Annotated in this window: 16 protein-coding genes; 6 read left to right on the plus strand and 10 right to left on the minus strand. The window is 35.5% G+C overall.

The features are described 5' to 3' along the window. Positions 1 to 65: 65 nt before the first annotated feature. The gene (locus tag A4F88_RS08220) at positions 66 to 803 is read left to right on the plus strand and encodes an SDR family NAD(P)-dependent oxidoreductase (RefSeq protein WP_068842083.1); all 738 of its coding nucleotides are present in this window, start codon (positions 66 to 68) and stop codon (positions 801 to 803) included. 88 nt (positions 804 to 891) lie between these two features. On the opposite strand, the gene A4F88_RS08225 is transcribed toward A4F88_RS08220, so the two are convergent. Further along, a complete protein-coding gene (locus A4F88_RS08225) occupies positions 892 to 2,253 on the minus strand; it encodes a hydroxymethylglutaryl-CoA synthase family protein (RefSeq protein WP_068842336.1) in 1,362 nt (453 codons plus the stop codon). Between the two features lie 321 nt (positions 2,254 to 2,574). Here A4F88_RS08225 and A4F88_RS08230 point away from each other — a divergent pair, with 321 nt between their 5' ends. The 3 genes from A4F88_RS08230 (at position 2,575) to A4F88_RS08240 (ending at position 6,099) form a co-directional block, all read left to right on the plus strand. Continuing rightward, a complete protein-coding gene (locus A4F88_RS08230) occupies positions 2,575 to 3,240 on the plus strand; it encodes a succinate dehydrogenase cytochrome b subunit (protein WP_068842084.1) in 666 nt (221 codons plus the stop codon). A gap of 15 nt (positions 3,241 to 3,255) precedes the next feature. Continuing rightward, positions 3,256 to 5,256, plus strand: coding sequence for a fumarate reductase/succinate dehydrogenase flavoprotein subunit (locus A4F88_RS08235; protein ID WP_068842085.1), 2,001 nt, complete (start codon positions 3,256 to 3,258; stop codon positions 5,254 to 5,256). 96 nt (positions 5,257 to 5,352) lie between these two features. Next, on the plus strand, positions 5,353 to 6,099 hold the full coding sequence (locus tag A4F88_RS08240) for a succinate dehydrogenase/fumarate reductase iron-sulfur subunit (protein WP_068842086.1): 747 nt from the start codon (positions 5,353 to 5,355) through the stop codon (positions 6,097 to 6,099). Positions 6,100 to 6,165: 66 nt separating this feature from the next. Here the strand turns inward: A4F88_RS08240 and A4F88_RS08245 are convergent, their stop codons facing one another. Continuing rightward, a complete protein-coding gene (locus A4F88_RS08245) occupies positions 6,166 to 8,469 on the minus strand; it encodes a family 20 glycosylhydrolase (protein WP_068842087.1) in 2,304 nt (767 codons plus the stop codon). A gap of 189 nt (positions 8,470 to 8,658) precedes the next feature. Here A4F88_RS08245 and A4F88_RS08250 point away from each other — a divergent pair, with 189 nt between their 5' ends. Then, positions 8,659 to 9,438 (plus strand): DeoR/GlpR family DNA-binding transcription regulator, encoded by a 780-nt coding sequence (locus A4F88_RS08250; protein ID WP_068842088.1) that lies wholly within the window; start codon positions 8,659 to 8,661, stop codon positions 9,436 to 9,438. Here A4F88_RS08250 and A4F88_RS08255 read toward each other — a convergent pair. From A4F88_RS08255 to A4F88_RS08290, 8 genes are all read right to left on the minus strand, one after another. Further along, on the minus strand, positions 9,435 to 10,505 hold the full coding sequence (locus A4F88_RS08255; RefSeq protein WP_068842089.1) for a dipeptidase: 1,071 nt from the start codon (positions 10,503 to 10,505) through the stop codon (positions 9,435 to 9,437). The genes A4F88_RS08250 and A4F88_RS08255 overlap by 4 nt on opposite strands. 18 nt (positions 10,506 to 10,523) lie before the next feature. Next, a complete protein-coding gene (locus A4F88_RS08260) occupies positions 10,524 to 11,639 on the minus strand; it encodes a D-TA family PLP-dependent enzyme (protein WP_068842090.1) in 1,116 nt (371 codons plus the stop codon). Between the two features lie 4 nt (positions 11,640 to 11,643). Beyond that, positions 11,644 to 12,291: a bifunctional 4-hydroxy-2-oxoglutarate aldolase/2-dehydro-3-deoxy-phosphogluconate aldolase gene (locus tag A4F88_RS08265; RefSeq protein WP_068842091.1), complete on the minus strand. Its 648-nt coding sequence runs from the start codon at positions 12,289 to 12,291 to the stop codon at positions 11,644 to 11,646. Between the two features lie 9 nt (positions 12,292 to 12,300). Beyond that, positions 12,301 to 13,329 carry a sugar kinase gene (locus A4F88_RS08270; protein ID WP_068842337.1) on the minus strand — a complete coding sequence of 343 codons (1,029 nt, stop codon included), beginning with the start codon at positions 13,327 to 13,329 and terminating at the stop codon, positions 12,301 to 12,303. 173 nt (positions 13,330 to 13,502) lie between these two features. Then, complete coding sequence (locus A4F88_RS08275; RefSeq protein WP_068842092.1) at positions 13,503 to 13,970, minus strand: RidA family protein; 468 nt, start codon at positions 13,968 to 13,970, stop codon at positions 13,503 to 13,505. Between the two features lie 4 nt (positions 13,971 to 13,974). Next, positions 13,975 to 15,294: a GntP family permease gene (locus tag A4F88_RS08280; RefSeq protein ID WP_068842093.1), complete on the minus strand. Its 1,320-nt coding sequence runs from the start codon at positions 15,292 to 15,294 to the stop codon at positions 13,975 to 13,977. Positions 15,295 to 15,507: 213 nt separating this feature from the next. Further along, the gene (locus tag A4F88_RS08285) at positions 15,508 to 17,037 is read right to left on the minus strand and encodes a SusD/RagB family nutrient-binding outer membrane lipoprotein (protein ID WP_068842094.1); all 1,530 of its coding nucleotides are present in this window, start codon (positions 17,035 to 17,037) and stop codon (positions 15,508 to 15,510) included. Between the two features lie 34 nt (positions 17,038 to 17,071). Next, a complete protein-coding gene (locus A4F88_RS08290; protein ID WP_068842095.1) occupies positions 17,072 to 20,227 on the minus strand; it encodes a SusC/RagA family TonB-linked outer membrane protein in 3,156 nt (1,051 codons plus the stop codon). 233 nt (positions 20,228 to 20,460) lie between these two features. On the opposite strand from A4F88_RS08290, the gene A4F88_RS08295 reads away from it, so the two are divergent. After that, positions 20,461 to 21,228 carry an amidohydrolase gene (locus A4F88_RS08295; RefSeq protein WP_068842096.1) on the plus strand — a complete coding sequence of 256 codons (768 nt, stop codon included), beginning with the start codon at positions 20,461 to 20,463 and terminating at the stop codon, positions 21,226 to 21,228. Positions 21,229 to 21,500: the final 272 nt, after the last annotated feature.

Genomic DNA, 21,500 nt, shown 5'->3' on the forward strand with positions numbered 1-21,500 from the left:
CAAATGGCAAATGATTTCATTCCTAAACCAATCACCTTTGTATGATTAATTTTAAATAGTAAAAAATGAAGTCAGTATTGATAACAGGAGCCAACAGAAGTATTGGTTTGGAAATAGTAAAACAGCTTTCGAAAAAAGGATTATTTGTTTATTTAGGAAGCCGCGACCTAGAAAAAGGTAAGATTGTGGTAAAAGAATTAAAGGAAAATGGTTTTGAGAATATTCAGGCTATTGAAATTGATGTTACAAATTCTGATTCAATTTTAGCGGCAAAGAATATTGTTGAAATCGAGCAGGGAAAATTGGATATTTTAATTAATAATGCCGGGATTAGTGGAGTGTTTCCTCAAAAGACTGCAGATGCATCAATAAAAGATATTCAAAATGTTTTTGATACCAATTTCTTTGGTGTAATTAGTGTTACACAGGTGTTTTTAGAATTGCTTAAAAAGTCGGAAAGTCCAAGAATCAGCAATATTACTTCTGGTCTTGGATCTTTAACGTTGCACAGTGATCCAAGCTGGAAATATTACGATTACAAGGCGACTAGTTATGTAACTTCGAAAGCTGCCTTAAATACTTACACAATTATATTGGCTTATGAGTTGAAAGATTTACCATTTAAGGTAAATGTAATTGATCCGGGTTATACTGCAACTGATTTTAATCATCATAATGGTCCTGGAACCGTTGAAAGTGCTGCATCTTTTATCATTAAACACACTTTAACAGATGGCAATGCGCCTACAGGAAAATTCTTTAGTAATGATATTGAAGATGAAACTGAAGAAAGCCCTTGGTAAGAAGTAATTTTGAATAAAGCCGATTTTCAAATTGATTTACGGTAATAAAATGCAAAACCCGAAACAATTTAGTTTCGGGTTTTGTTATTTAATCAATCCATTTATAATATCTCGCTCCAATTAAATTAGGAATTTCTTTTTCGATTCGGTCTAAAATCCATTCGTTTTTAGGAGTTCTGATGCTTTGTTTTTGTTCTTTTTTATGAAGACTTTCGTAAGTTTCAAAATCAATTTCAATGCTTTCTTCCAGATTTTCAAAAAGTTTAGTTTTGGCTAAAGCCGATTGCCATTCCGCTTGAATTGTTCCTTCAAATACTTTTGATTTTGAACCGCTTCCGTAAGCCAGAAAACCAAATTTAGTTCCGGCAACTTCTTGTTTTGTATCATAATAATGAGCCAGAGTCGATAATAATCCCATGAAAATAGAGCCTGTGTAAAGGTTTCCAATTAAAGATGAAGCCAATTCTGCAGGTTGCAATTTATCGGTTACAAACTTTTTGTATTCATCAGATTTTGCAACTTCTTTAATTTTAGTTTGATAATCTGCTGGTTCGATATGTTCTGCAATAATTTTATCAGCGTGATCTAAAGCATAGATTTCAGATAACATTCTGCGTCCCTGAAAAGAATAAGGAAGGTGCATGATAATGCTATTCCAGGAATTGTATAAAGTTTCGCTTGTGTTTTTTAATTTCTTGAATGAAAAATAAGCAGATCTCGTACGATCCATATAGCACTGATTCGAATATTGTCCGTCAAAAACCGGCTGATCTTTATGAATTTCGATTTCGGCTTCTAAATTGTCAAACCAGGGATCGTTGCTTTCGTTTTGTGTAATCGTTTCTTTTGAGATAGTTCTGTAAGGTTTGAAAAAATCAAAAACACCTTTAGTACTTGTTGCCCAATTTTCATCAAAAGCAATAATTCTTGGGTTTGAAGATACCAGCATTGCCAGCGCTCCGGCACCTTGTGTGTATTCTCCGGTAGAGTTTAAATCGTATTTGGCAAAATCTGTTGTAACCACAATGGCTTTTTTGGCTGGATTTAATTTTACAAAATCAATACAGTTTTGCAAAGCATCAACACCTCCAATACAGGCAAAGGTAAAATCAACAACATCACATTCAGCCAGGGAATCTTCACCAAATTTTTGTTCCATCAAACTAATTAAAAAAGAACTGATTGGTTTCGAGCTGTCTATTCCGCTTTCGGTACCTACATAAATCCGGCTAATTTCGTTTAAGTTTATTTCGTTTTCAAGAATAAGTCTGGTCAAAGCGTTTGCTCCAAAAACAACAGCATCCTGATGAACGTCCGGTAAAGTCATTTTAATTAACCCAAGACCTTTTTCTAATTTTTCGGGTTCAATATTTCTGGCAACAGCCAAAGTTTTTATAGGTAAATGTATGTTGGCTACATCAAAAGAGATAGCGTCAATTCCTGTTTTCATTCTCATTTTTTTTGAAGCCGATAAAGGTAAAATTATGCTATTAAAATTCACTTCTTTTGGTTCAATAAAATTCATGATGACTTTATTTTTGAGGAAAACAAATCAAAAAGCGGTAAAAAATAACAATTTGGTAATTATATAAAAATCAGGATTTAGTTAAAACGTCTCTCGAAAAAAATCTATTTTATTGTTTTTAAATAATTTGCATTAATATCGTTTAAAGCTCTTTAAAATCATTATAAATAACAACGAAATGGTTGTAGTTCATGTCTAATTGCTTTATTTTTGTATAATTTTTTAAAACAAACTACTTAAACACTTATGGCACAATCTGCACTATTGAATGCTTCCATCTTAAAGAAAGTGGCTATGGCTCTTTCGGGAATATTCTTAATCACGTTTTTAGCGCTGCATGTTTCCTTAAATTTTATTTCTATTATTAGTGAAGATGTTTTTAATGAAGCTTCTCACTTTATGGGATACAATCCGCTGATTCAATATGTAATGCAACCAGTTTTGGCAATCGGAGTAATTTTCCATTTCGTTATGGGATTTGTATTGACTGCTCAAAATAGCGCTGCAAGACCAATTGCGTATGCAAAATACAATGGAGCGGCTAATGCTTCATGGAGTTCTAGAAATATGATTATTTCTGGATTAGTTATTTTAGCATTCTTAGGATTGCATTTCTATGATTTTTGGTTTCCTGAAGTTACCTATAAATATATCGCAGGTACTGCACCGGATGCTACAAGGTATTACGGGGAATTAGTTCATAAATTTCATGATCCAATTCGTACAGGTATTTATTGTGTATCATTTGTGTTATTAGGTTTTCACCTTTGGCATGGATTCGGTTCATCTCTTCAATCAGTAGGAATGAACAATAAATATTCTAGATTTTTAAGTAAAATCGGTTATGGTTTTGCGGTTATAGTACCGGCACTTTTTATCATAATTGCATTATTTCATCATTTCAAACAATAATTAATATAAATTATAATGGCATTAGATTCAAAAATTCCACATGGCCCAATATCGGACAAATGGACAGATTATAAAGATCATATTAATTTAGTAAACCCTGCAAACAAACGTAATTTAGATATTATTATTGTTGGTACAGGTTTGGCTGGAGGTTCAGCTGCGGCAACTTTGGCTGAGCAGGGATATAACGTAAAAGCATTTTGTTTTCAGGATTCTCCACGTCGTGCGCACTCAATTGCAGCACAAGGAGGTATCAATGCAGCAAAAAATTATAAAGGTGACGGTGACTCAGTTTACAGATTATTTTATGACACTGTAAAAGGAGGTGACTACCGTGCACGTGAGGCAAACGTTCACCGTTTGGCTGAAGTTTCGGCAAATATTATTGACCAGTGTGTGGCTCAAGGGGTGCCATTGGCTCGTGAATATGGCGGATTACTTGATAACCGTTCTTTTGGAGGAACTTTAGTTTCTCGTACTTTTTATGCACAAGGACAAACAGGACAACAATTATTGTTAGGAGCTTATTCTGCAATGAACCGTCAGATTGGTCGTGGAAAAATTAAAATGTACAACCGTCACGAAATGCTTGATATTGTTATCGTGAACGGAAAAGCGAGAGGTATTATCGCTCGTAACTTAATTACCGGAGAAATAGAAAGACATTCTGCTCACGCAGTAGTAATTGGTTCAGGAGGATACGGAAACGTATTTTTCTTGTCAACAAATGCTATGGGAAGTAACGCAACAGCAGCTTGGAAAATTCATAAAAAAGGAGCATTTTTCGCAAATCCTTGTTACACACAAATTCACCCAACTTGTATTCCGGTTTCAGGAGATCACCAGTCAAAACTGACTTTGATGTCTGAGTCGTTACGTAATGACGGTCGTATTTGGGTTCCAGCAAAACTAGAAGATGCAAAAGCGATTCGTGAAGGAAAGAAAAAAGCAACAGATTTATCTGAGGCAGAAAGAGATTATTTCTTAGAAAGAAGATATCCTGCTTTTGGTAACTTAGTACCTCGTGACGTTGCGTCTCGTGCTGCTAAAGAAAGATGTGATGCTGGTTTTGGAGTTAACAAGACTGGAGAAGCAGTTTACCTGGATTTCGCAGCAGCAATTAAACGTTACGGAACTGAAGAAGCTTACGTAAAAGGTTTAGATGCAAATGATGCAGCTTTGGTTACTAAATTAGGAGCTGAAATCGTGAAAAGTAAATACGGAAACTTATTCCAGATGTATTACAAAATTGTTGACGAAGATCCTTATACAACACCAATGATGATTTACCCTGCGGTTCACTACACAATGGGAGGAACATGGGTTGATTATAACTTAATGACTACAATTCCGGGATGTTTCTCAATTGGAGAATCTAATTTCTCTGATCACGGAGCGAACAGACTTGGAGCTTCTGCTTTGATGCAAGGTTTGGCTGATGGATATTTCGTATTACCTTATACTATTGGAGATTACTTAGCTCCGGATATTAAAATGGGAGAAATTTCTACAGATTTACCAGAATTCGTAGCAGCAGAAAAAGAAGTAAAAGATCAAATCGATAGATTTATCAATAATAAAGGAACTCATTCTGTAGATTATTTCCATAAGAAATTAGGGAAAATCATGTGGGATAAAGTAGGTATGGCTCGTAACGCTAAAGGTTTAGCCGAAGCTATCGAAGAAATTGCCGCTTTACGTGAAGAGTTTTATAAAGATGTAAAAGTGCCAGGAAGCGCTAACGAATTTAATCAGGAATTAGAAAAAGCAACCCGTGTTGCCGATTTCTTAGAATTAGGAGAATTGTTCGCGAAAGATGCTTTACACCGTAATGAATCTTGTGGTGGTCACTTCCGTGAGGAATACCAAACAGAAGAAGGAGAAGCACTTCGTGACGATGAGAACTTTGCTTATGTTGCAGCTTGGGAATATAAAGGAAAACCAAGTGATGCGGTATTACACAAAGAACCTCTTAATTACGAAAACATTAAATTAGTTCAAAGAAGCTACAAATAAGAATTTGGTCGAAAGTCCAAAGTCTTAAAGTCCAAAAGGCAAAATATGTCAGGTGGCTTTCGACTTTCGACTTTATGACTTTCAAACTAAAACGGTATGAAACTTACATTAAAAATATGGCGTCAGAAAAACGCCCAAGATAAAGGGGGAATCGTTGAATACCCAATCGACGGAATCGAACCAGATATGTCTTTTCTTGAAATGCTTGATGTTCTTAATGAACAATTAATCAATAAAGGAGAAGAACCAGTAGCATTTGACCACGATTGTCGTGAAGGAATCTGCGGAATGTGTTCTTTGTTTATCAATGGAGAAGCACACGGACCAGACAGAGGTGTAACTACTTGTCAGTTGCACATGCGTATGTTTAAAGATGGTGATACGATTTTTATCGAGCCATTTAGAGCAAAAGCTTTTCCGGTAATTAAAGATTTAGTGGTTGACAGAAGTTCTTTTGACAGAATTCAACATGCAGGAGGGTTTATCTCGGTAAATACTTCAGGAAATACAATCGATGCGAATACTATTCCGATTAACAAACATGATGCAGATAAATCTTTTGATGCTGCTGCTTGTATTGGTTGTGGAGCTTGTGTTGCAACTTGTAAAAACTCATCAGCAATGTTGTTCGTTGCTGCAAAAGTATCTCAATATGCTTTATTACCTCAAGGTAAGGTAGAAGCAGTTGATCGTGTTTTAAACATGGTTCACCAAATGGATCACGAAGGTTTTGGTAACTGTACCAATACCGGAGCTTGTGAAGTAGAATGTCCTAAAGGAATTTCTCTTGAAAATATTGCACGTATGAACCGTGAGTATTTAGCGGCAAGCTTAAAAGGATAATCTAAAAAACTAGTTTAGTTTTAAATAAAAAAAAGGATCAACTTTTGTTGATCCTTTTTTTTATGCCTATTCATAATACAATTGCGAAGCACTAATTTCCTGTTTTGTTTTTCCTTCCTGTTGGATAAAACAGGTTAAAGTGGTTCCGCCAACCTGATCAAAATAACTAATGTTGATTTTATGGAAACCTTTTTCGAGTTTTACAGCTCCGTAAGCTTCATTTAACCAATGTATACCATCATTATTTACAACCAGTTCATTGTCGATAAAGAGCTTCGATCCGTCGTCTGAAAGTGTTGAAATTGTATAATTTGCGGTTTCGGGAATATAGAGGTATCCGTCGAATTTTAAGCCAATATAACGCTCTGTTTTCGTTTTCCATTTTTCGCTGCTTATTGCGCCTTCAAAAATACCTGAATTAACGGGTTTCGCCAATTCTAAATCCTGAACTTGCTGGAATAATGTTCCGGTATAATAATCGAATTTTAAACCTTTCTTTGTCGGTTTTATGGCTAAAGCCAATTTTAATTCCGGATTTCGAACCAATATTTTGCTAATGGAACTTTTTCTGCCACTCGGACTAATCTGAACAGTTTTGATAGTTCTGAATTCTCCTTTGGGAATATTTATCGTTGTGGGTTTGGTGTATAATGCAGCCGTTTCATCCGGATTATAACCATCAATAGTATAGAAAATTTGTCCGTTTTTGATCGTTGGTTTTAAATCCAGAACATACTTTGATGTGATTAATGCGGTTACTTCTGCTCCAAAGGGAATTGGAACTTTATATAATCTTTTTTGTAATTCTAATTTCTCTAAATGATGCGGTAATTGATTTAAAATAAAATGATTGTAATTTTTATTTTGAGGTTCTGTCCAGGCAATTTCGGCTAAAGCAAATAATCGCGGATAAATCATGTAATTTAATTTGGCAGGACTTGTGAGATATTCAGACCAAAGATTAGATTGTACGCCCATAATATACTTTTGCTCGTTAACCGTTAAGCTGTCTACAGGAGTGGGGTTGTAGTGGTATATTTTTTCAACTGTTGTTAATCTTCCAATTGTTAAAGGTTCCTGTGGGGAATATCCCTGATTGTAATCGAGATAAAGCACTTGCTCCGGATTCATGATGACAAAATGTTTTTGTTTCGCCGCACTGATTCCGCCAGATTCACCTCGCCATGACATTACTGCGGCATTTGGTGCAAGTCCGCCTTCGAGCATTTCATCCCAGCCTAAAATTTGTCTTCCGTTTGCATTAAGGAATTTTTCGATTCGGGTGGTAAGGTAACTTTGTAGTTCATGTTCGTTTTTTAACCCCAATTCTTTAATTCTCTTTTGGCAATTTGGACATTCTTTCCATCTGGTTTTCGGACATTCGTCTCCACCAATATGAATGTATTTACTTGGGAATAAAGCCATCACTTCGGTCAGAACATCTTCAAGGAAAGTAAAAGTCTCTTCTTTTCCAGCACAGAAAATATCATCAAAAACACCCCAGTATTCTATAACTTTATATTGACGATCCGGAAAACAGGATAAATTAGGATAAGCGGTAACAGCTGCTGTAGCGTGACCTGGCATTTCGATTTCCGGAATAATGTTTACATAATGATCTTCGGCAAACTTTACAACGTCTTTGATTTCTTCTTGTGTGTAAAAACCTCCATAAGGATTCCCATCAAAAAAGTATGGAGATCTTTCGAATTTATTCCCTACTAAAGTTTGTGCTCTTTTTGAACCTACTTCAGTCAGTTTTGGATACTTTTTTATCTCAATTCTCCAGCCCTGATCATCCGTTAAATGCCAATGAAAATTATTTAATTTATAACTGGACATTTGCGCAATAAAATCTTTTATAACATCGACTGAGAAAAAATGACGACAAACATCTAAGTGAAGTCCGCGATAGCTGTATCTGGGCTCATCTTCGATAACTACACAAGGCAATTTTATCTCCTGATTTTTGGGTTGATTCGGTAAAAGCTGCAACAAACTCTGAACGGCATAAAATAATCCTTCTTCACTTCCGGTAACGGTGATTTTTTTTGGAGCAATAGTGATTTTATACGCTTCTTTTTTTAAAGATTCAGCTGGGTTTTTGGCAATGAATAAAACTTCTGTATTGCTCTTTTTATTTGATGTGTTGGTGTTTATAGCCGATTCGAAAATCTGTGCAGTTTTTAGTTCTCTTGCACTGAATTTATTTTTTTCAAAAGAAACTTTTATCTGTCCGTTTAAACGGATACTGTCTCCGGTTGCCTTATATGAATTTGGAGCAGGAATGATCGAATTATTGCCGGAAGAGGTTTGGGCATTTCCGATGGAATAACAGAATATTAAAAATAAAAATAGACTTTTTCGCATGGTTGTTTGTTTGGTTTGTTAAACAAATTTAGGTTTTGTAAATTAGTTTGCATTTTTTTTGCAAAAGCAATTTGTATTAAATAGCTTTAAAATAGCGTAATTAACTTTTTAATTACTTTGTGTTATAATTTGTTTCGCAATAATATTGCATTTATTGTTTACATTTGCCTATAACAAAAATCAATTTGCATGAATAATGATAATGAAGTGATCAATTACACTAAGGAAGAACGTAAAAATCTTATTTTAAAAGAGATTAACTTGCATACCCGTGTAAGTTTTGAAACACTTTCAGCGAAATTATTTGTTTCTGAAGATACTGTAAGACGTGATATTAACGAACTTGAGTCAGAATCTTTATTGATAAAGGTAAAAGGCGGTGCAATGACAAAAGCCTATCACCATTCTTCTACCAATAATCAGACTTATGCAGGTGAATCAAAACAAATTATTGCGCAAAAAACGTTAGGTTTACTTCATGACGGAATGGTTTTGTTAATTGGTGGAGGAACTACTATTCGGGAATTCATCCGTTTAATTCCTAATGATTTAAATCTGACCATTTTTACCGTTACCGTTTTATCTGCTGTTGAACTTTTGGATAAACCTAATGTTAAAATTATCATGATTGGCGGCAGCATTTCGTCTTATAGCCAAATGTGTGTAAGCGGCGATGTCTATAATCAATTGGCGAATATTAAAGTCGATTTATTAATATTAGGAACCAATGCCTTAGATATCGAAGGTGGTTTTTCAGACTCTGACTGGGAAACTGTTCAGGTGAAAAAAGCCATGATTCAGGCTTCTGAAAAAACAGCCATTCTTACTATTTCTGAGAAACTGGATACGGTTCTAAAAATGAAAATTGCCAACTTATCTGAGGTTAATTATGTAGTTACAGAAGTTGATCCAAACGACGAAAAGTTACAATCTTATAAGAAGGCAGTTCCAAGTTTAGTTTTTCTTTAATCCCAATTTTCCATTAAAAAATTAATCCAGTTCTGGTGAAAGATTTTATTTAAATCCTCATCAGAATAACCATTCTTTTTAAAGATCAGCACCAATTTTTGTAAATCGGCAATGGTGTTTAAGTCATACGGCGATTGTTCTGTGCCAAAAGCACCGTCAAGATCAGAACCTACGCCAATATGGTTTGAATTTCCTGCCAATTGACAAATGTGGTCCATGTGTTTAAAGACAGTTTCTAAATCACAATTCATTTCCAGAGGCATGGAAACACCTCTTTTCCAATTCGGAACCAGCATCCAGGCATCTAAAGCACCTCCAATTACGGCTCCTCGAGAAATTAATGCTTTAATCATTTCGTCGCTGTATTGACGATTGTGATCTACCAGACTTCTGCAATTGTTATGACTTGCCCAAACGGGTCCGTGATAATGATCTAATGCCTGCCAAAAAGCATCATCGCATAAATGAGTGGCGTCCAGAATAATATTTAAACGTTCCATTTCTTTTAATAAATCAAGACCGTTCTGATTCATTTTTCCTGTTGCATCCGTTCCGTTTGCGTAACGTCCGGGGCCATAATGTGCAGGACCAATGGCGCGCAATCCGTAGTTGTATGCTTTTTCTAAATACGAAATGTCAATTATAGAATCAGCGCCTTCTAAACTCAAAATATAACCAATAGGTTTTTTATCGTTTGGAGTTCCGTCATTCCATAAATCAATTTGTTTGAGTAACGATTTTTTATCTGTAATAGGAGTGATTTCTCCGGCTTCTTCCATGGCTTTATACCAGGCCACTTGTCCTTGAGTTTGTGCCCAGGCTTGTTCAGGAGAATTCCAACCCGGAATAATGCTGTCCGGTTTTACAAATCTTGCAATTTGAGTTGCTACAACGATTCCAATATTGCCTTTTCGCAAATCAGGAAACGAAACTGTTGCCCGTTCGCGATCTGGTTTGTCAGTCATTCCTTTTTCGAGACGACGTAAAGTAGCAACGTCATTTCTTAAATCTCGATTCCATTCCATCGCATTCATGCTCAGGTCTAAATGGGCGTCTATTATAAACATAGTATTTCGACTTAAATTTTATATATTAATCTTTCTGCTGCGGGCGACAACCAGCCATTCATCGCAAATCTCATGCGCTGCATTTACTACCTGAACAGAATCGTAAAGTGCACAAGTTGGGCAAACATGATAAGGTTGGGCATAAATAGTGTCACCAATTGCATACTCGTTTTTTCCTTTGTTTTCTATAATTAAATGTTCTTCTGAATGTGCTGTTGGGATTAGGTTTTCATCATTTAAAATCACTAATCTTTTGTCAATTGGATTTTCAGAAGCTACGGCTTTGTAGCCAATATCAATGCAAAAAGTAGCACTGGTTGGTTTTGAAATTATGGTTCCCACAATAACAAGCGCCGGTTCAAAATGCTGCTCGGGTAAATGAATCTGATAATTTGAATCCCAAAAAACAAAAGTTCCGGGACTGCATTCCACGTTTTTTTGTGTGGCATAAAATGGAAATGTATTCGATCCGCCAGCGACAATTTTTAATTCATATTCCAGTTTTTTGTTAATTGCTTGGATCTCTTCGTTTATGCTAAAAAACAAATTCGAAGCGGCAGAAAAGCGATGTTCTGCATCACCTTTTAAATGACCGTCATAAATATGAATTCCTGCAAAGTGAATGCTTTTTAATTTGACGATTTCATCAATTAAAGCGCTCCAGTTTTTAGAAACCGAAATTCCGGTTCTGTTCATTCCGGTATTCAAATCTAAGTAAACGGTTAATTTTAAATTGTTTTTCTGTGCAATCTGATCTAAGGCTTTCGCCGAATCTAAATTGTCAACAATGGTAGAAAAAACAATATCTGGGAATTTTTTTATTAATGAAATCCATCTTTCCTTTTTTGCTCCAACAGGCTGATAGGCTAGCAGTATATCTGAAATTTGATGTATAGCCGCCAATTCTGCTTCAGCAATTGTGGCACATTTTATTTTGTGGATATTGTAGGTTTTAAACAAATCCAGAATTTCACCAATTTTATGCGTTTTGATGTGGGGCCTTAATTTTTGAGTTTCGCCATTTACGGATTCAATTAAACGCTCAATATTCGACTGAACGCGATCTTCATAAACAGCCAGAAATGGTGTGTCAACGCGGAGTTCGGAATTAATTTTCCACCAATTGTCTTGCATAATTTTAGTTTCTGGTTTTTTCTACAACATCTATTAAACTTTGAAAAGCTTGTAACGATTGCTCATAATTTAAATTTAAAAGCATTTCTTTCGAAAATAAATTTGAACCAATTCCCACACAAACCACTCCGGATTTGAACCATGATTTTAAATTGCTTTCTTCGAGCGTTACGCCGCCGGTTGGCATTATTTTTAAATTCGGGAAAGGCGCTCTGATTGCTTTTACATATCCCGGACCTCCAATTTTATCAGCTGGAAAAAGTTTTACAATTTCGGCTCCTAATTTATTTGCCTGAAGTATTTCGTTTAAGGTTGCAGCTCCGGGAATCCAATAGATATTGTTTTTGAAACAATAATTACCAATTTCCAGATCTGTATGTGGGCAAACAATACAATCTGCGCCTAATTGATGAAATATTTCAGCATCATCAACACTTAAAATAGATCCAACGGCAATTTTTACATCTAAATTGTTTGCTTTTTTAAAGGCTATCATTTGGCTAAAAACTTCTTTCGCATTACTTGCCCGAGCAGCAAATTCGATAATTTGTATGCCAGCATCAGCCGCTGATTGTAATACTATTTGGGCTGTTTCAATGTTGATTTGGGTTACTAACGGAAGTACACCTTGCTTTTTTAATATGCTGTACATGTTCTTTTTTTATCTGTTAATTCTATTACTTGAGCCGTTTTTAATAAAATGACTTATTTCGTTCCAATTTGTTATGGCAAAATCCCCATGAATGCTTTGTTTGATTACACCGCAGGCAGTTGCCCATTCGATGCATTCCTGTCCGGATAATTTATGCGATAATCCATATAGTAATCCGGCGTTGAAAGCATCTCCGGAACCAATCTGGTCTGTTACGACGTGTATTTTGTGTTCTTGGGTTTGATAAAAATTACCGTCATGAATGAGTAATCCTTTATATAAATGCGCCGGACCATCTGATTTTCTAAAACTCATCGCTAATGTTTTTAGATGCGGCATTTTTGCTTTTAGTAATTCGAATGTTTTTTTGAAACGATTTTCATCGGATTCATTAGGATCCGTTTTGATTCCGAAGTAGATTTCAATTGCATCTAAATCAGCTACTGTAATCGTGCTGTATTGAAGCAAATCCGGCATAATCTCAGACGGATGTTTTCCGTATTGCCATAATTTTGACCGGTAATTAAAGTCGGATGAAATGGGTAAACCTTTTTTATGTGCAGCCAAAATTGCTTCTTTGCAGGCTAAGCCAGCTTCATGAGAAACTCCCGGACTTATACCTGACCAGTGAAAATGAGTTACATCTGATAAAGCTTCTTCCCAATTAATCTGGTTTTTTTGGATTGTTGCAAAAGAAGAATTGCTTCGGTCGTAAATAACCTGCGATTGTCTGATATGATTTCCGGCTTCGACGAAATACAATCCCAAACGTTCTCCGCCATAAACACATTTTGAAGTATTTACTTTGTATTTCTGAAGTTCGTTTAAGGCAAGTTGTGCCAAATCATTTTCGGGTAATCGGGTAATATAATCGGTTTGAATCCCGAGTTGAGAAAGTAAAACACAAACATTGGCTTCGGCACCGCCTACATGAATTTTTATTTCATTGGCCTGCGTAAACCTGTTTCCATTAGCAACATTCATCCGGAGTAATAATTCTCCAAAAGTTGCAATTCTGGTTTGTGGTGTTGTATTCATATTTTTTGTTTTTTGCCACGGATTAAAATTATTAAAATGATTTTTTTTCGCCACGAATTCACGAATTTTTATTAATTATCGCGTTTAAGCTAATTCGTGAATTCGTGGCAAATAAATATTTAATCTGTGCGAATGTGTTTAATCCGTAAAATCTGTGGGCTAAATTTTTTAATCTAAAATAATTCGAAAACGGCTTCAACTTCAACAGGAATATTGTCCGGTAAAGACCCCATTCCTACGGCGCTTCTTACTCCAATTCCATTTTCCTGTCCCCAAACTTCAGCAAATAATTCGCTGCAGCCGTTTATAACGTAAGGATGTCTTAGAAAATCGCCATTACAATTGACCATTCCAAGAACTTTTATAACACGTTTTACTTTGTTCAGACTTCCAAAATTAGTTACAATTGTAGAAAGCATTGTTAAGCCTACTTGTCTTGCTGCCAGTTTTCCTTCTTCGATATCCATATCATCACCAATTCGGCCAATGATTAAGGACTTGTCGTCTCTAACAGGACCATGACCTGAAAGATATAAATATTTACCATCAACTAAATAGGGTTTGTAAATACCCAAAGGCTGAGGCGCCGGTGGAAGTGACAAACCAAGAGTGTCAAATTTTTCTTGTGGTAATAAATTCATGATATTAATGTATTATAGAGTTTAAAATAAAAACGAAAATGATTCCTAAAACAGATACGAGAGATTCCATGACAGTCCATGATTTGAATGTGTCTTTCAGGCTGATATTAAAATATTCTTTGAACATCCAGAAGCTTGGGTCGTTTACGTGTGAACACATTAAACTTCCGGCTCCTACGGATAAGACCAATAAGTTAGGATCGAGTCCTGTGGTTTGCAACAGAGGTAATAAAACACTTGCTGTCATTAATCCGGCTGCTGTAGCAGAACCTACACAAACGCGAATAATCGCAGCCATTATCCATGCCAATAAATACGGATGAATGTTTGTTTGTGTTAATGATGCTACGATAGTTTCGTTTACCCCGCTTACAATCATAACTTCTTTTAAGCCTCCGGCACCGCCAACAATCAAAACAATTAGAGCAACATCTTTTATAGCAACAGCGTAATCATCCATTACCGAAGTGATGCTTCTGTTCATTCTGATTCCTAAAGTATACGTACAGATCAATAACGAAATCAGCATAATCATACTTGGTTCTCCAATTGTTTTGCAAATATTATCCAGAGTTTCATTTTTAGAAACCATAGGTAATATTGAAGTCAGCGTTAATCCGAAAACCGGAAACAGGGCAGAAAATAAACTTAACGAAAAACTTGGAAGCTTGCCTTGGTTGACTACTTCTTCAACATTCAGAATTTCATGATCTGATTCGGTTTTGATGTTTTTTAATAAATTCGAAAACAACAATCCCGCAATAAAAATGGTCGGAATCGCAATGATGATTCCGTAAACTAAAACAAGTCCAATATCAGCATTTAGAATACTGCTTAAAGCCATTGGAGACGGATGTGGCGGCAAAAAACCGTGTGCTACTGAAAGCGACGCCAGCATTGGGATTCCCAGATATACTTTTGAAAGCTTAAATTGATGGGCTACTGAGAAGATTAAGGGTACTAACAAAACAAATCCAACACTATAGAACAGCGGTATCCCAACAATAAATCCGGTAATCATTAAGCCAAGACGAACATATTTTTTGCCCGTCCATCCCATGACTGTTTTGGCAATGACATTGGCGGCACCTGATGAAACGGTTAGTTTACCAATACAGGTTCCGAAAACAATAATCAGCGTAATAGAGCCTAACATTTCGCCCAGACCTTTTTGAACCGTTTGTGACAAAGTAGCTATTGGCAGGCCTAAAAACAGACCTGCTAATAAAGCTGTTATGATAAAGGCAATAAACGGATTGATTTTAAGCCAGGCTATCTGGATGATTAAAAATGCAATGCATGCCGTAAGAATTAAAATGCTCATTTATCTTTTGTATTATTAACCTAAATAGACGAAAATTTTTATCAAACACATAGAAACATAGTTTTTTGGAACTTAAAAAGACATTTCACTTATAATAAATCTCATAGCGCTATGTGAAATGCAGTTTGATAGTTTTTAATTTTTAATTCTCAATTTTTAATTAAAAACTAGGTTTCTATGTGTTTAAATCAATTACTTCAATGGTTATTATTTTTATTTATCCCACCACATTCTGGTTGTAAAACTGTCCTCGCCCTGACGCTTAACTGCTTCTGCTAAGTTAGTTGAATTCACTGAATATTCGCTGGTTGGATATTTTATACGTCTTGGTATTGTGCCGTTTGTAACATTTCCAGGAAAGTTTACAGGAGTTAAAACAGGGTATCCGGTTCTTCTCCAGTTGGCATAAATTTCCTGCTCGTCTACAAATAAAGCGATGTAAATTTGTGTGTGAATCTGGTTCATTTTTGCATCAAATGATCCGGCAGCATTATACGGGTTTAAGGTTAAATAAGGTGTGGCATCTGTAATAGCATAAGTTGCTCCGTAAATTCCCATGTTTAAGAAAGAAGCTTTAACACCTTTTTCATATAAGTCTTTATCGGTTTCATTAGTATACCAGCCTCTTGCTGCAGCTTCAGCCAAATATAAATTCGTTTCGGCATTGCTAATCAGTACAAGTGGGGCATCATATTTGAAAATCGTACTTTGATTAGGTTCAGAATAAGTACCTTGTTCAGCTGCTGTTGGTGCTGTTTTGGTTCCGTTAGGAAAACCTTTTTGCACAGCAAGAGATGTGTTTTGTACTGTTCCTTGCCAAACTCCTGCATAGACACTAATTCTTGGATCGTTAGTTGTTTTCAGTAAATCGATAAAGGTCTTAGCTAATTTTCCACCTTCAACATTTTTTTGTCCGTATGAACCAGCTGTAAAATCTTGTCTTCTTGCATCAAAACCAACAGGATTTCGGTTAAAATCATTTGGTCCGTCTGTATATTTCATGATAGCATTATCAGTTCCGTTAAGGATTACTCCGCCTGCAATGGCTTTGGTTACCCATGTTTTTGATAAAGCAGGATCGATTTTGCTCAATCTCAGTCCTAAACGTAGCATTAAAGAGTAAGAGAATTTTTTCCATTTAGCTACATCTCCATCATAGATAAAATCAGCTTTTCCAAAACTTGATTTAGCAGGGTCTAATGCGGTTGCAGCTTCGTCTAATTCTTTCAATAAGTCTTTATAGATGAATTCCTGAGTGTCATATTTTGGAAGAAATATAGCGGTACTAATTGCTTTTGCAGCATCTGAATAAGGAACGTCTCCGTATAAATCTGTAATCCTATGATATAAATATGCTTTCCAGATTCGGGCAATATTTAGTTTGTTACTGTCACCCGGAGTGTTTTTTACAGCATTGATTACAATTTCAGTTTCGTTTAATGCTGTTGGATACGCCTGATTGAAATATGCCGAAAAATAAACTTCGTTGCTTAAATACTTGTCTCCCACACCCGAAGCTTCTTTGTAAGTAGCATAATGCTGTAACATTCCGCCACATTCCAGAATATTGGTAAAGAAATAATTGTTGTTTAAACCGTCAAGCTGTGCTTTGCTGAAAATAAAATTCGGATTTGGTTTGTCAACAACATTCGGATTGGTGTTGATTTCTTCAAAATCTTTAGAACAGGATGTCATACCTCCTAAAAGTATACCTGCTATATATAAAATGGTTATCTTTTTCATGTCTTTTTAATTTAAAAATTAGAGATAGGCGAGTTTAAAATTTAACATTTAAACTTAAACCGAAACTTCTGGTTTTTGGTACTCCAAATTGTTCTACACCCTGAGCATTTCCTGCACTAAATACAGATTCAGGATCTACGTTTGGTGTTTTCTTGTAAAGAATGAATAAGTTTCTTGCTATAAATGAAACAGATGCTCCCTGAAGTTTTGATAATCCTTTTATTTTCTGGATTGGTAAATCGTATCCAAGAATTACTTGTCTTAGTTTTATAAAACTTGCATCGTAAACAAATGTTGATGAAATGTTTCTTAAACCATCATAATAGGTTCTTAAGTTTTCTGGTGCAATTACCATGTCAACCGGGTTTCCGTTGGTGTCAACACCTTTAATTGGTAAACCGGTTTCACGACCTTCAAGTGTCAATTTAGTTAATCCCATACGGGTTCCGTACAAATCAGTTCCGGAATATAGGCTTCCTCCAAATTTACCATCAATTAAAAAACTGAATGAGATGTTTTTGTATTTGAATTCATTGCTGATTCCCGCTGCCCAAGGATGAACTCCCTGACCTAATTCCTGAAGCGGACCTTGTGCTATAGTTGCAGAACCTCCGCTTACATTATAAACCGTATTTCCGTTAGCGTCAACACGAGGTTTATATCCTTTTATAATACTGTAAGGGCGCCCCACATCACTTGTTATCGTAACATAACCGTTTACAGAGGTTGCCATTGTAATTGAGTTTAACTGATCTGTAAGTGCTTCAACAGTGTTTTTGTTGTAAGATCCGTTGAAACTTGCATCCCAGGAGAAGTTTTCTGAGTTAATGATTTTTCCGCTCAATAAAACTTCAACTCCTTTGTTTCTCATTTTTCCAAGATTCAGTAAAGCTGTACTTGATCCTGAAGCATTAGAAATTGTAGTTTCGACAATATCATTTGTTGTAGCACGATTATACCAGGCAAAATCAAGGTTTAAACGGTTGTGGAAAAATCCTAAATCGGTTCCAATTTCAAATGTAGTAGAAGTCAACGGACTTAAAGTTGGATTTGGAACTCTTGAACTTGTTGGCCCTTGTAATTGCTGTCCGTTATGTCCGCCCTGAATCATAGAATAAGATTGATTTAACGCATACGGATCCGGAGTTGCGCCACCTACTTGTGCCCAAGAGCTTCTTAGTTTGGCAAATGAAACAAATTCCGGCATTGTAACAATATCTGATAAAATTACACTGGTACCTACCGAAGGATAAAATACAGTATTGTTTTCTTTTGAAAGTGTAGAGAACCAATCCTGGCGGCCTGTAATGTTTAAGAATACGATGTTTTTATAATCTAAATCCGCAGCAGCATAAACTGAATTTGTTTTGGTTTTTCCGTAAGGATAGCTGTATGTTAATGTAGATAAATTGCTTAAAGCATAAAAGTCATCTAATACAAAGTTTGAACCTTCAACTCTGGTTTCGTCTCTTAAGTTGGTGCGGGAGTTCACTCCAATTAAAGCATTTAAAGAGAAGTTGTCTACAATATTTTTCTTGGTATAGTTAAGAATGGCTTCAGAATTCAGATTTGATATTTTCATTCTTGATCCCTGAGCATAACCAACCGGATTGTTTAAAGTTGTTTTTGGAATATATCCGAAGAATTCATAGTCAGTGAAATCCTGTCCAATTCGACCTTGTAGAAATAATTCCGGAGTAAAATTTAATTTTACATTCAACATTCCGATAAAACGATTTTTAGTATCGCTGTTTTTAATTTTATTAATAACAAAATAAGGGTTTGTAGCCACAGCAACCGGATTCCATGCTTGCTCGATACCATTTGCATCATATCCCGGAGAAAGATTTCTGATATCAACAGTATTGGCAATCATATAAGTTCCCCAGTTTGGGTTTGCTTCAGCATCAGAAACCGTAACTCTGTTGTTTGATTTTTCTATATTGTATTGCGCTACGACATCAAATTTTAACCAATTGGTCAAGTTTACATTACTGGCAATGTTGACACTTTTTCGATTAAAATCAGAATTGGGTACAACACCTTTGTTGTCCATGTTCGAAAATGAAAGTCTTCCGGTAGCTTTCTCGTTTCCTCCTGATAAAGCCAGCGAGTTAATGAAAGTTGTTCCTGTATTATAGAAGTTTTTGATATTGTTTTTTTGTGCTACATAGGGTCTTGCAACTCCGTCAAACTGAACCACATCAGTTCCGTCTATTTTAGCACCCCACGACCATCGTCCGTCAGCAATGGCTTCGGCCTGATTGGTTGGCTTTTTTCCATTAGCTCCTGAACCGTATTCATATTGCCAGTCCGGAATAATAGATGGTGTTTCAAAAGTGAATGAAGTATTATAATCTACTCCAATTCCTTTTTGAGCAGCACCTCTTTTGGTCTGAATCAGGATAACACCATTTGCAGCATTTGCTCCGTAAAGTGCAGCTGCGGTTCCACCTTTTAAGACTGTTATGGTTTTAATATCATCAGCGTTAATAACAGAAGTTCCGTCGCCTCGGTCAACATTAATTCTGGTAGATCCAGGTCCGTTTCCAATTCCTGGTAAATTAAGTTGTGTATTGTCAATTGGTAAATCATTGACTACATACATAGGCTGGTTGTTTCCGTTCAGGGAACCATTTCCTCTTATTACAACTCTGCTTGAACCGTTAGGTCCTGTTGCAGTGCTGCTCACGTTAACACCGGCAATTTTCCCCACCAAAGCATTTGCAATATTGGTTTCTTTAGCTTTTGTGAATTCAGTTCCTTTTAACTCTGTTACAGCATAAGCAACAGCTTTACTGCTTTTTTTAACTCCTAATGCGGTTACTAAAACCTGATCTAAAACATTTTCTGCAGGTTTTAAACGAATTTCTAAATCTTTGGTATTGTCAAGTTTGTATTCTAAAGTTCCATAACCCATGTATGAAATGATGATGTGAGTTTCATTTTCGGGGATATTTAGTTTGAATTTTCCGGTTTCATCAGTTATGGTCGCTATTTTGTTATTGCTTTTTGCATAAATTGTCGCTCCGGCAATTGGCATTCCGTCATCCTGACCCACTACCTGGCCTGTGATTTCAACCTGGCTGCTTTTTTGTTCAAAAAGATGCTTTTTAATTGCAGCCTCTTTTGCATTTGCAGAGAAGATCATCCCCCCAACAAACACTAATGAAATTAGCTTTTTTTTCATAATACTTTGGTTTTCATGTTTTTTTTGGTTTTTATTGGCGATCAAATATATATATTTATTTTACACGTTTGCATTTTTTTTGCACAAAATGCATTTTTTTTGCAATATTTTTTATTGAAGTATTTTTATAATCTTAAAGAACTGCCGTTTGCAAAGGTGTTTTGAGAAAATTTTGCAAGATGTGTTTTTTTGTTTGCAAATAAATTTTTGCTGAAAATTCGTATTTTTGAAATATGAAAATAGCACTTATACAATCAGATCTTCATTGGGAAGATGCTTCGGCAAACAGAAAAAGCTTTGAATCGAAAATAAATCAGATCGATTCGAGTGTTAATTTGGTAGTACTTCCGGAAATGTTTTCAACAGGATTTACGATGAATGCGTCGGCAGTTGCAGAACGTATGGATGGTGAAACGGTTTTATGGCTGCAAACTATAGCAAAACAAAAAAACTTCGCTATTACAGGAAGTTTGATTGTTGTAGAAAACGAGAAATATTATAACCGAATGTTGTTTGTTTTTCCATCTGGCGAAATTCAGTATTATAACAAACGTCATTTGTTTTCATTTGCGGGTGAGGATAAATTTTATACCGCAGGAAATGATAAGGTTATCGTAGAATATCTGGGCTGGAAGATTTGTCTGCAAATTTGTTACGATTTAAGATTTCCGGTTTTTGCCCGAAATGTCGAAAATTATGATTTGCTTTTATATGTTGCCAATTGGCCAAAGGTTCGCACAAATGCCTGGGATTCTTTGTTGAAAGCACGTGCAATCGAAAATTTAAGTTATGTTGTAGGTGTAAATAGGATAGGACTTGATGCCAACAATTATGAACACGTAGGACATTCGCAAGTGGTTGATTTTTTAGGAAATTTTACTTTGGAGCCACAAGAAGCTGAAGCTACTTTTATAGTAGAATTAGATAAAAATGCAATGTTGGAAACCCGAAAAAAACTTGATTTTTTAAGTGATAAAGATTTTTTTGAGATTAAAATCTAGAATGCTTTTTTATTTTTTAGCTACTTAAGAGCCGTAAAGAATATTTAAATTAAAGACTTTATTCTGATTCTAATCAGAATGTAAATCAAATTCCTGCGACTAATGGAATATTTTTTAGATGTCTGTTTTTTCTACTTTTTTTTTGTTTTTTCAATAGCATATTAATATAAAATTATTATTTTTATTGAAGTTATTTTATAATTTTTTCTAAAAAGAAACCGGGTGCACATGGCGGATTTGAGAAATATTATGAAGAAATTTTTAAATCTATT

It is taken from the genome of Flavobacterium chilense (assembly GCF_001602525.1).
In the GTDB taxonomy this organism is placed as follows: Bacteria; Bacteroidota; Bacteroidia; order Flavobacteriales; family Flavobacteriaceae; genus Flavobacterium; species Flavobacterium chilense.

What these genes read in the sequence shown, in the direction of transcription:
- A4F88_RS08240 (WP_068842086.1), top strand. Translation starts at nt 5,353, where the DNA reads ATGAAACTTACATTAAAAATATGGCGTCAGAAAAACGCCCAAGATAAA.
- A4F88_RS08230 (WP_068842084.1), top strand. Translation starts at nt 2,575, where the DNA reads ATGGCACAATCTGCACTATTGAATGCTTCCATCTTAAAGAAAGTGGCT.
- A4F88_RS08245 (WP_068842087.1), bottom strand. Translation starts at nt 8,469, where the DNA reads ATGCGAAAAAGTCTATTTTTATTTTTAATATTCTGTTATTCCATCGGA.
- A4F88_RS08265 (WP_068842091.1), bottom strand. Translation starts at nt 12,291, where the DNA reads ATGTACAGCATATTAAAAAAGCAAGGTGTACTTCCGTTAGTAACCCAA.
- A4F88_RS08270 (WP_068842337.1), bottom strand. Translation starts at nt 13,329, where the DNA reads ATGAATACAACACCACAAACCAGAATTGCAACTTTTGGAGAATTATTA.
- A4F88_RS08295 (WP_068842096.1), top strand. Translation starts at nt 20,461, where the DNA reads ATGAAAATAGCACTTATACAATCAGATCTTCATTGGGAAGATGCTTCG.
- A4F88_RS08275 (WP_068842092.1), bottom strand. Translation starts at nt 13,970, where the DNA reads ATGAATTTATTACCACAAGAAAAATTTGACACTCTTGGTTTGTCACTT.
- A4F88_RS08250 (WP_068842088.1), top strand. Translation starts at nt 8,659, where the DNA reads ATGAATAATGATAATGAAGTGATCAATTACACTAAGGAAGAACGTAAA.
- A4F88_RS08255 (WP_068842089.1), bottom strand. Translation starts at nt 10,505, where the DNA reads ATGTTTATAATAGACGCCCATTTAGACCTGAGCATGAATGCGATGGAA.
- A4F88_RS08280 (WP_068842093.1), bottom strand. Translation starts at nt 15,294, where the DNA reads ATGAGCATTTTAATTCTTACGGCATGCATTGCATTTTTAATCATCCAG.
- A4F88_RS08260 (WP_068842090.1), bottom strand. Translation starts at nt 11,639, where the DNA reads ATGCAAGACAATTGGTGGAAAATTAATTCCGAACTCCGCGTTGACACA.
- A4F88_RS08235 (WP_068842085.1), top strand. Translation starts at nt 3,256, where the DNA reads ATGGCATTAGATTCAAAAATTCCACATGGCCCAATATCGGACAAATGG.
- A4F88_RS08285 (WP_068842094.1), bottom strand. Translation starts at nt 17,037, where the DNA reads ATGAAAAAGATAACCATTTTATATATAGCAGGTATACTTTTAGGAGGT.
- A4F88_RS08225 (WP_068842336.1), bottom strand. Translation starts at nt 2,253, where the DNA reads ATGAAAACAGGAATTGACGCTATCTCTTTTGATGTAGCCAACATACAT.
- A4F88_RS08220 (WP_068842083.1), top strand. Translation starts at nt 66, where the DNA reads ATGAAGTCAGTATTGATAACAGGAGCCAACAGAAGTATTGGTTTGGAA.
- A4F88_RS08290 (WP_068842095.1), bottom strand. Translation starts at nt 20,227, where the DNA reads ATGAAAAAAAAGCTAATTTCATTAGTGTTTGTTGGGGGGATGATCTTC.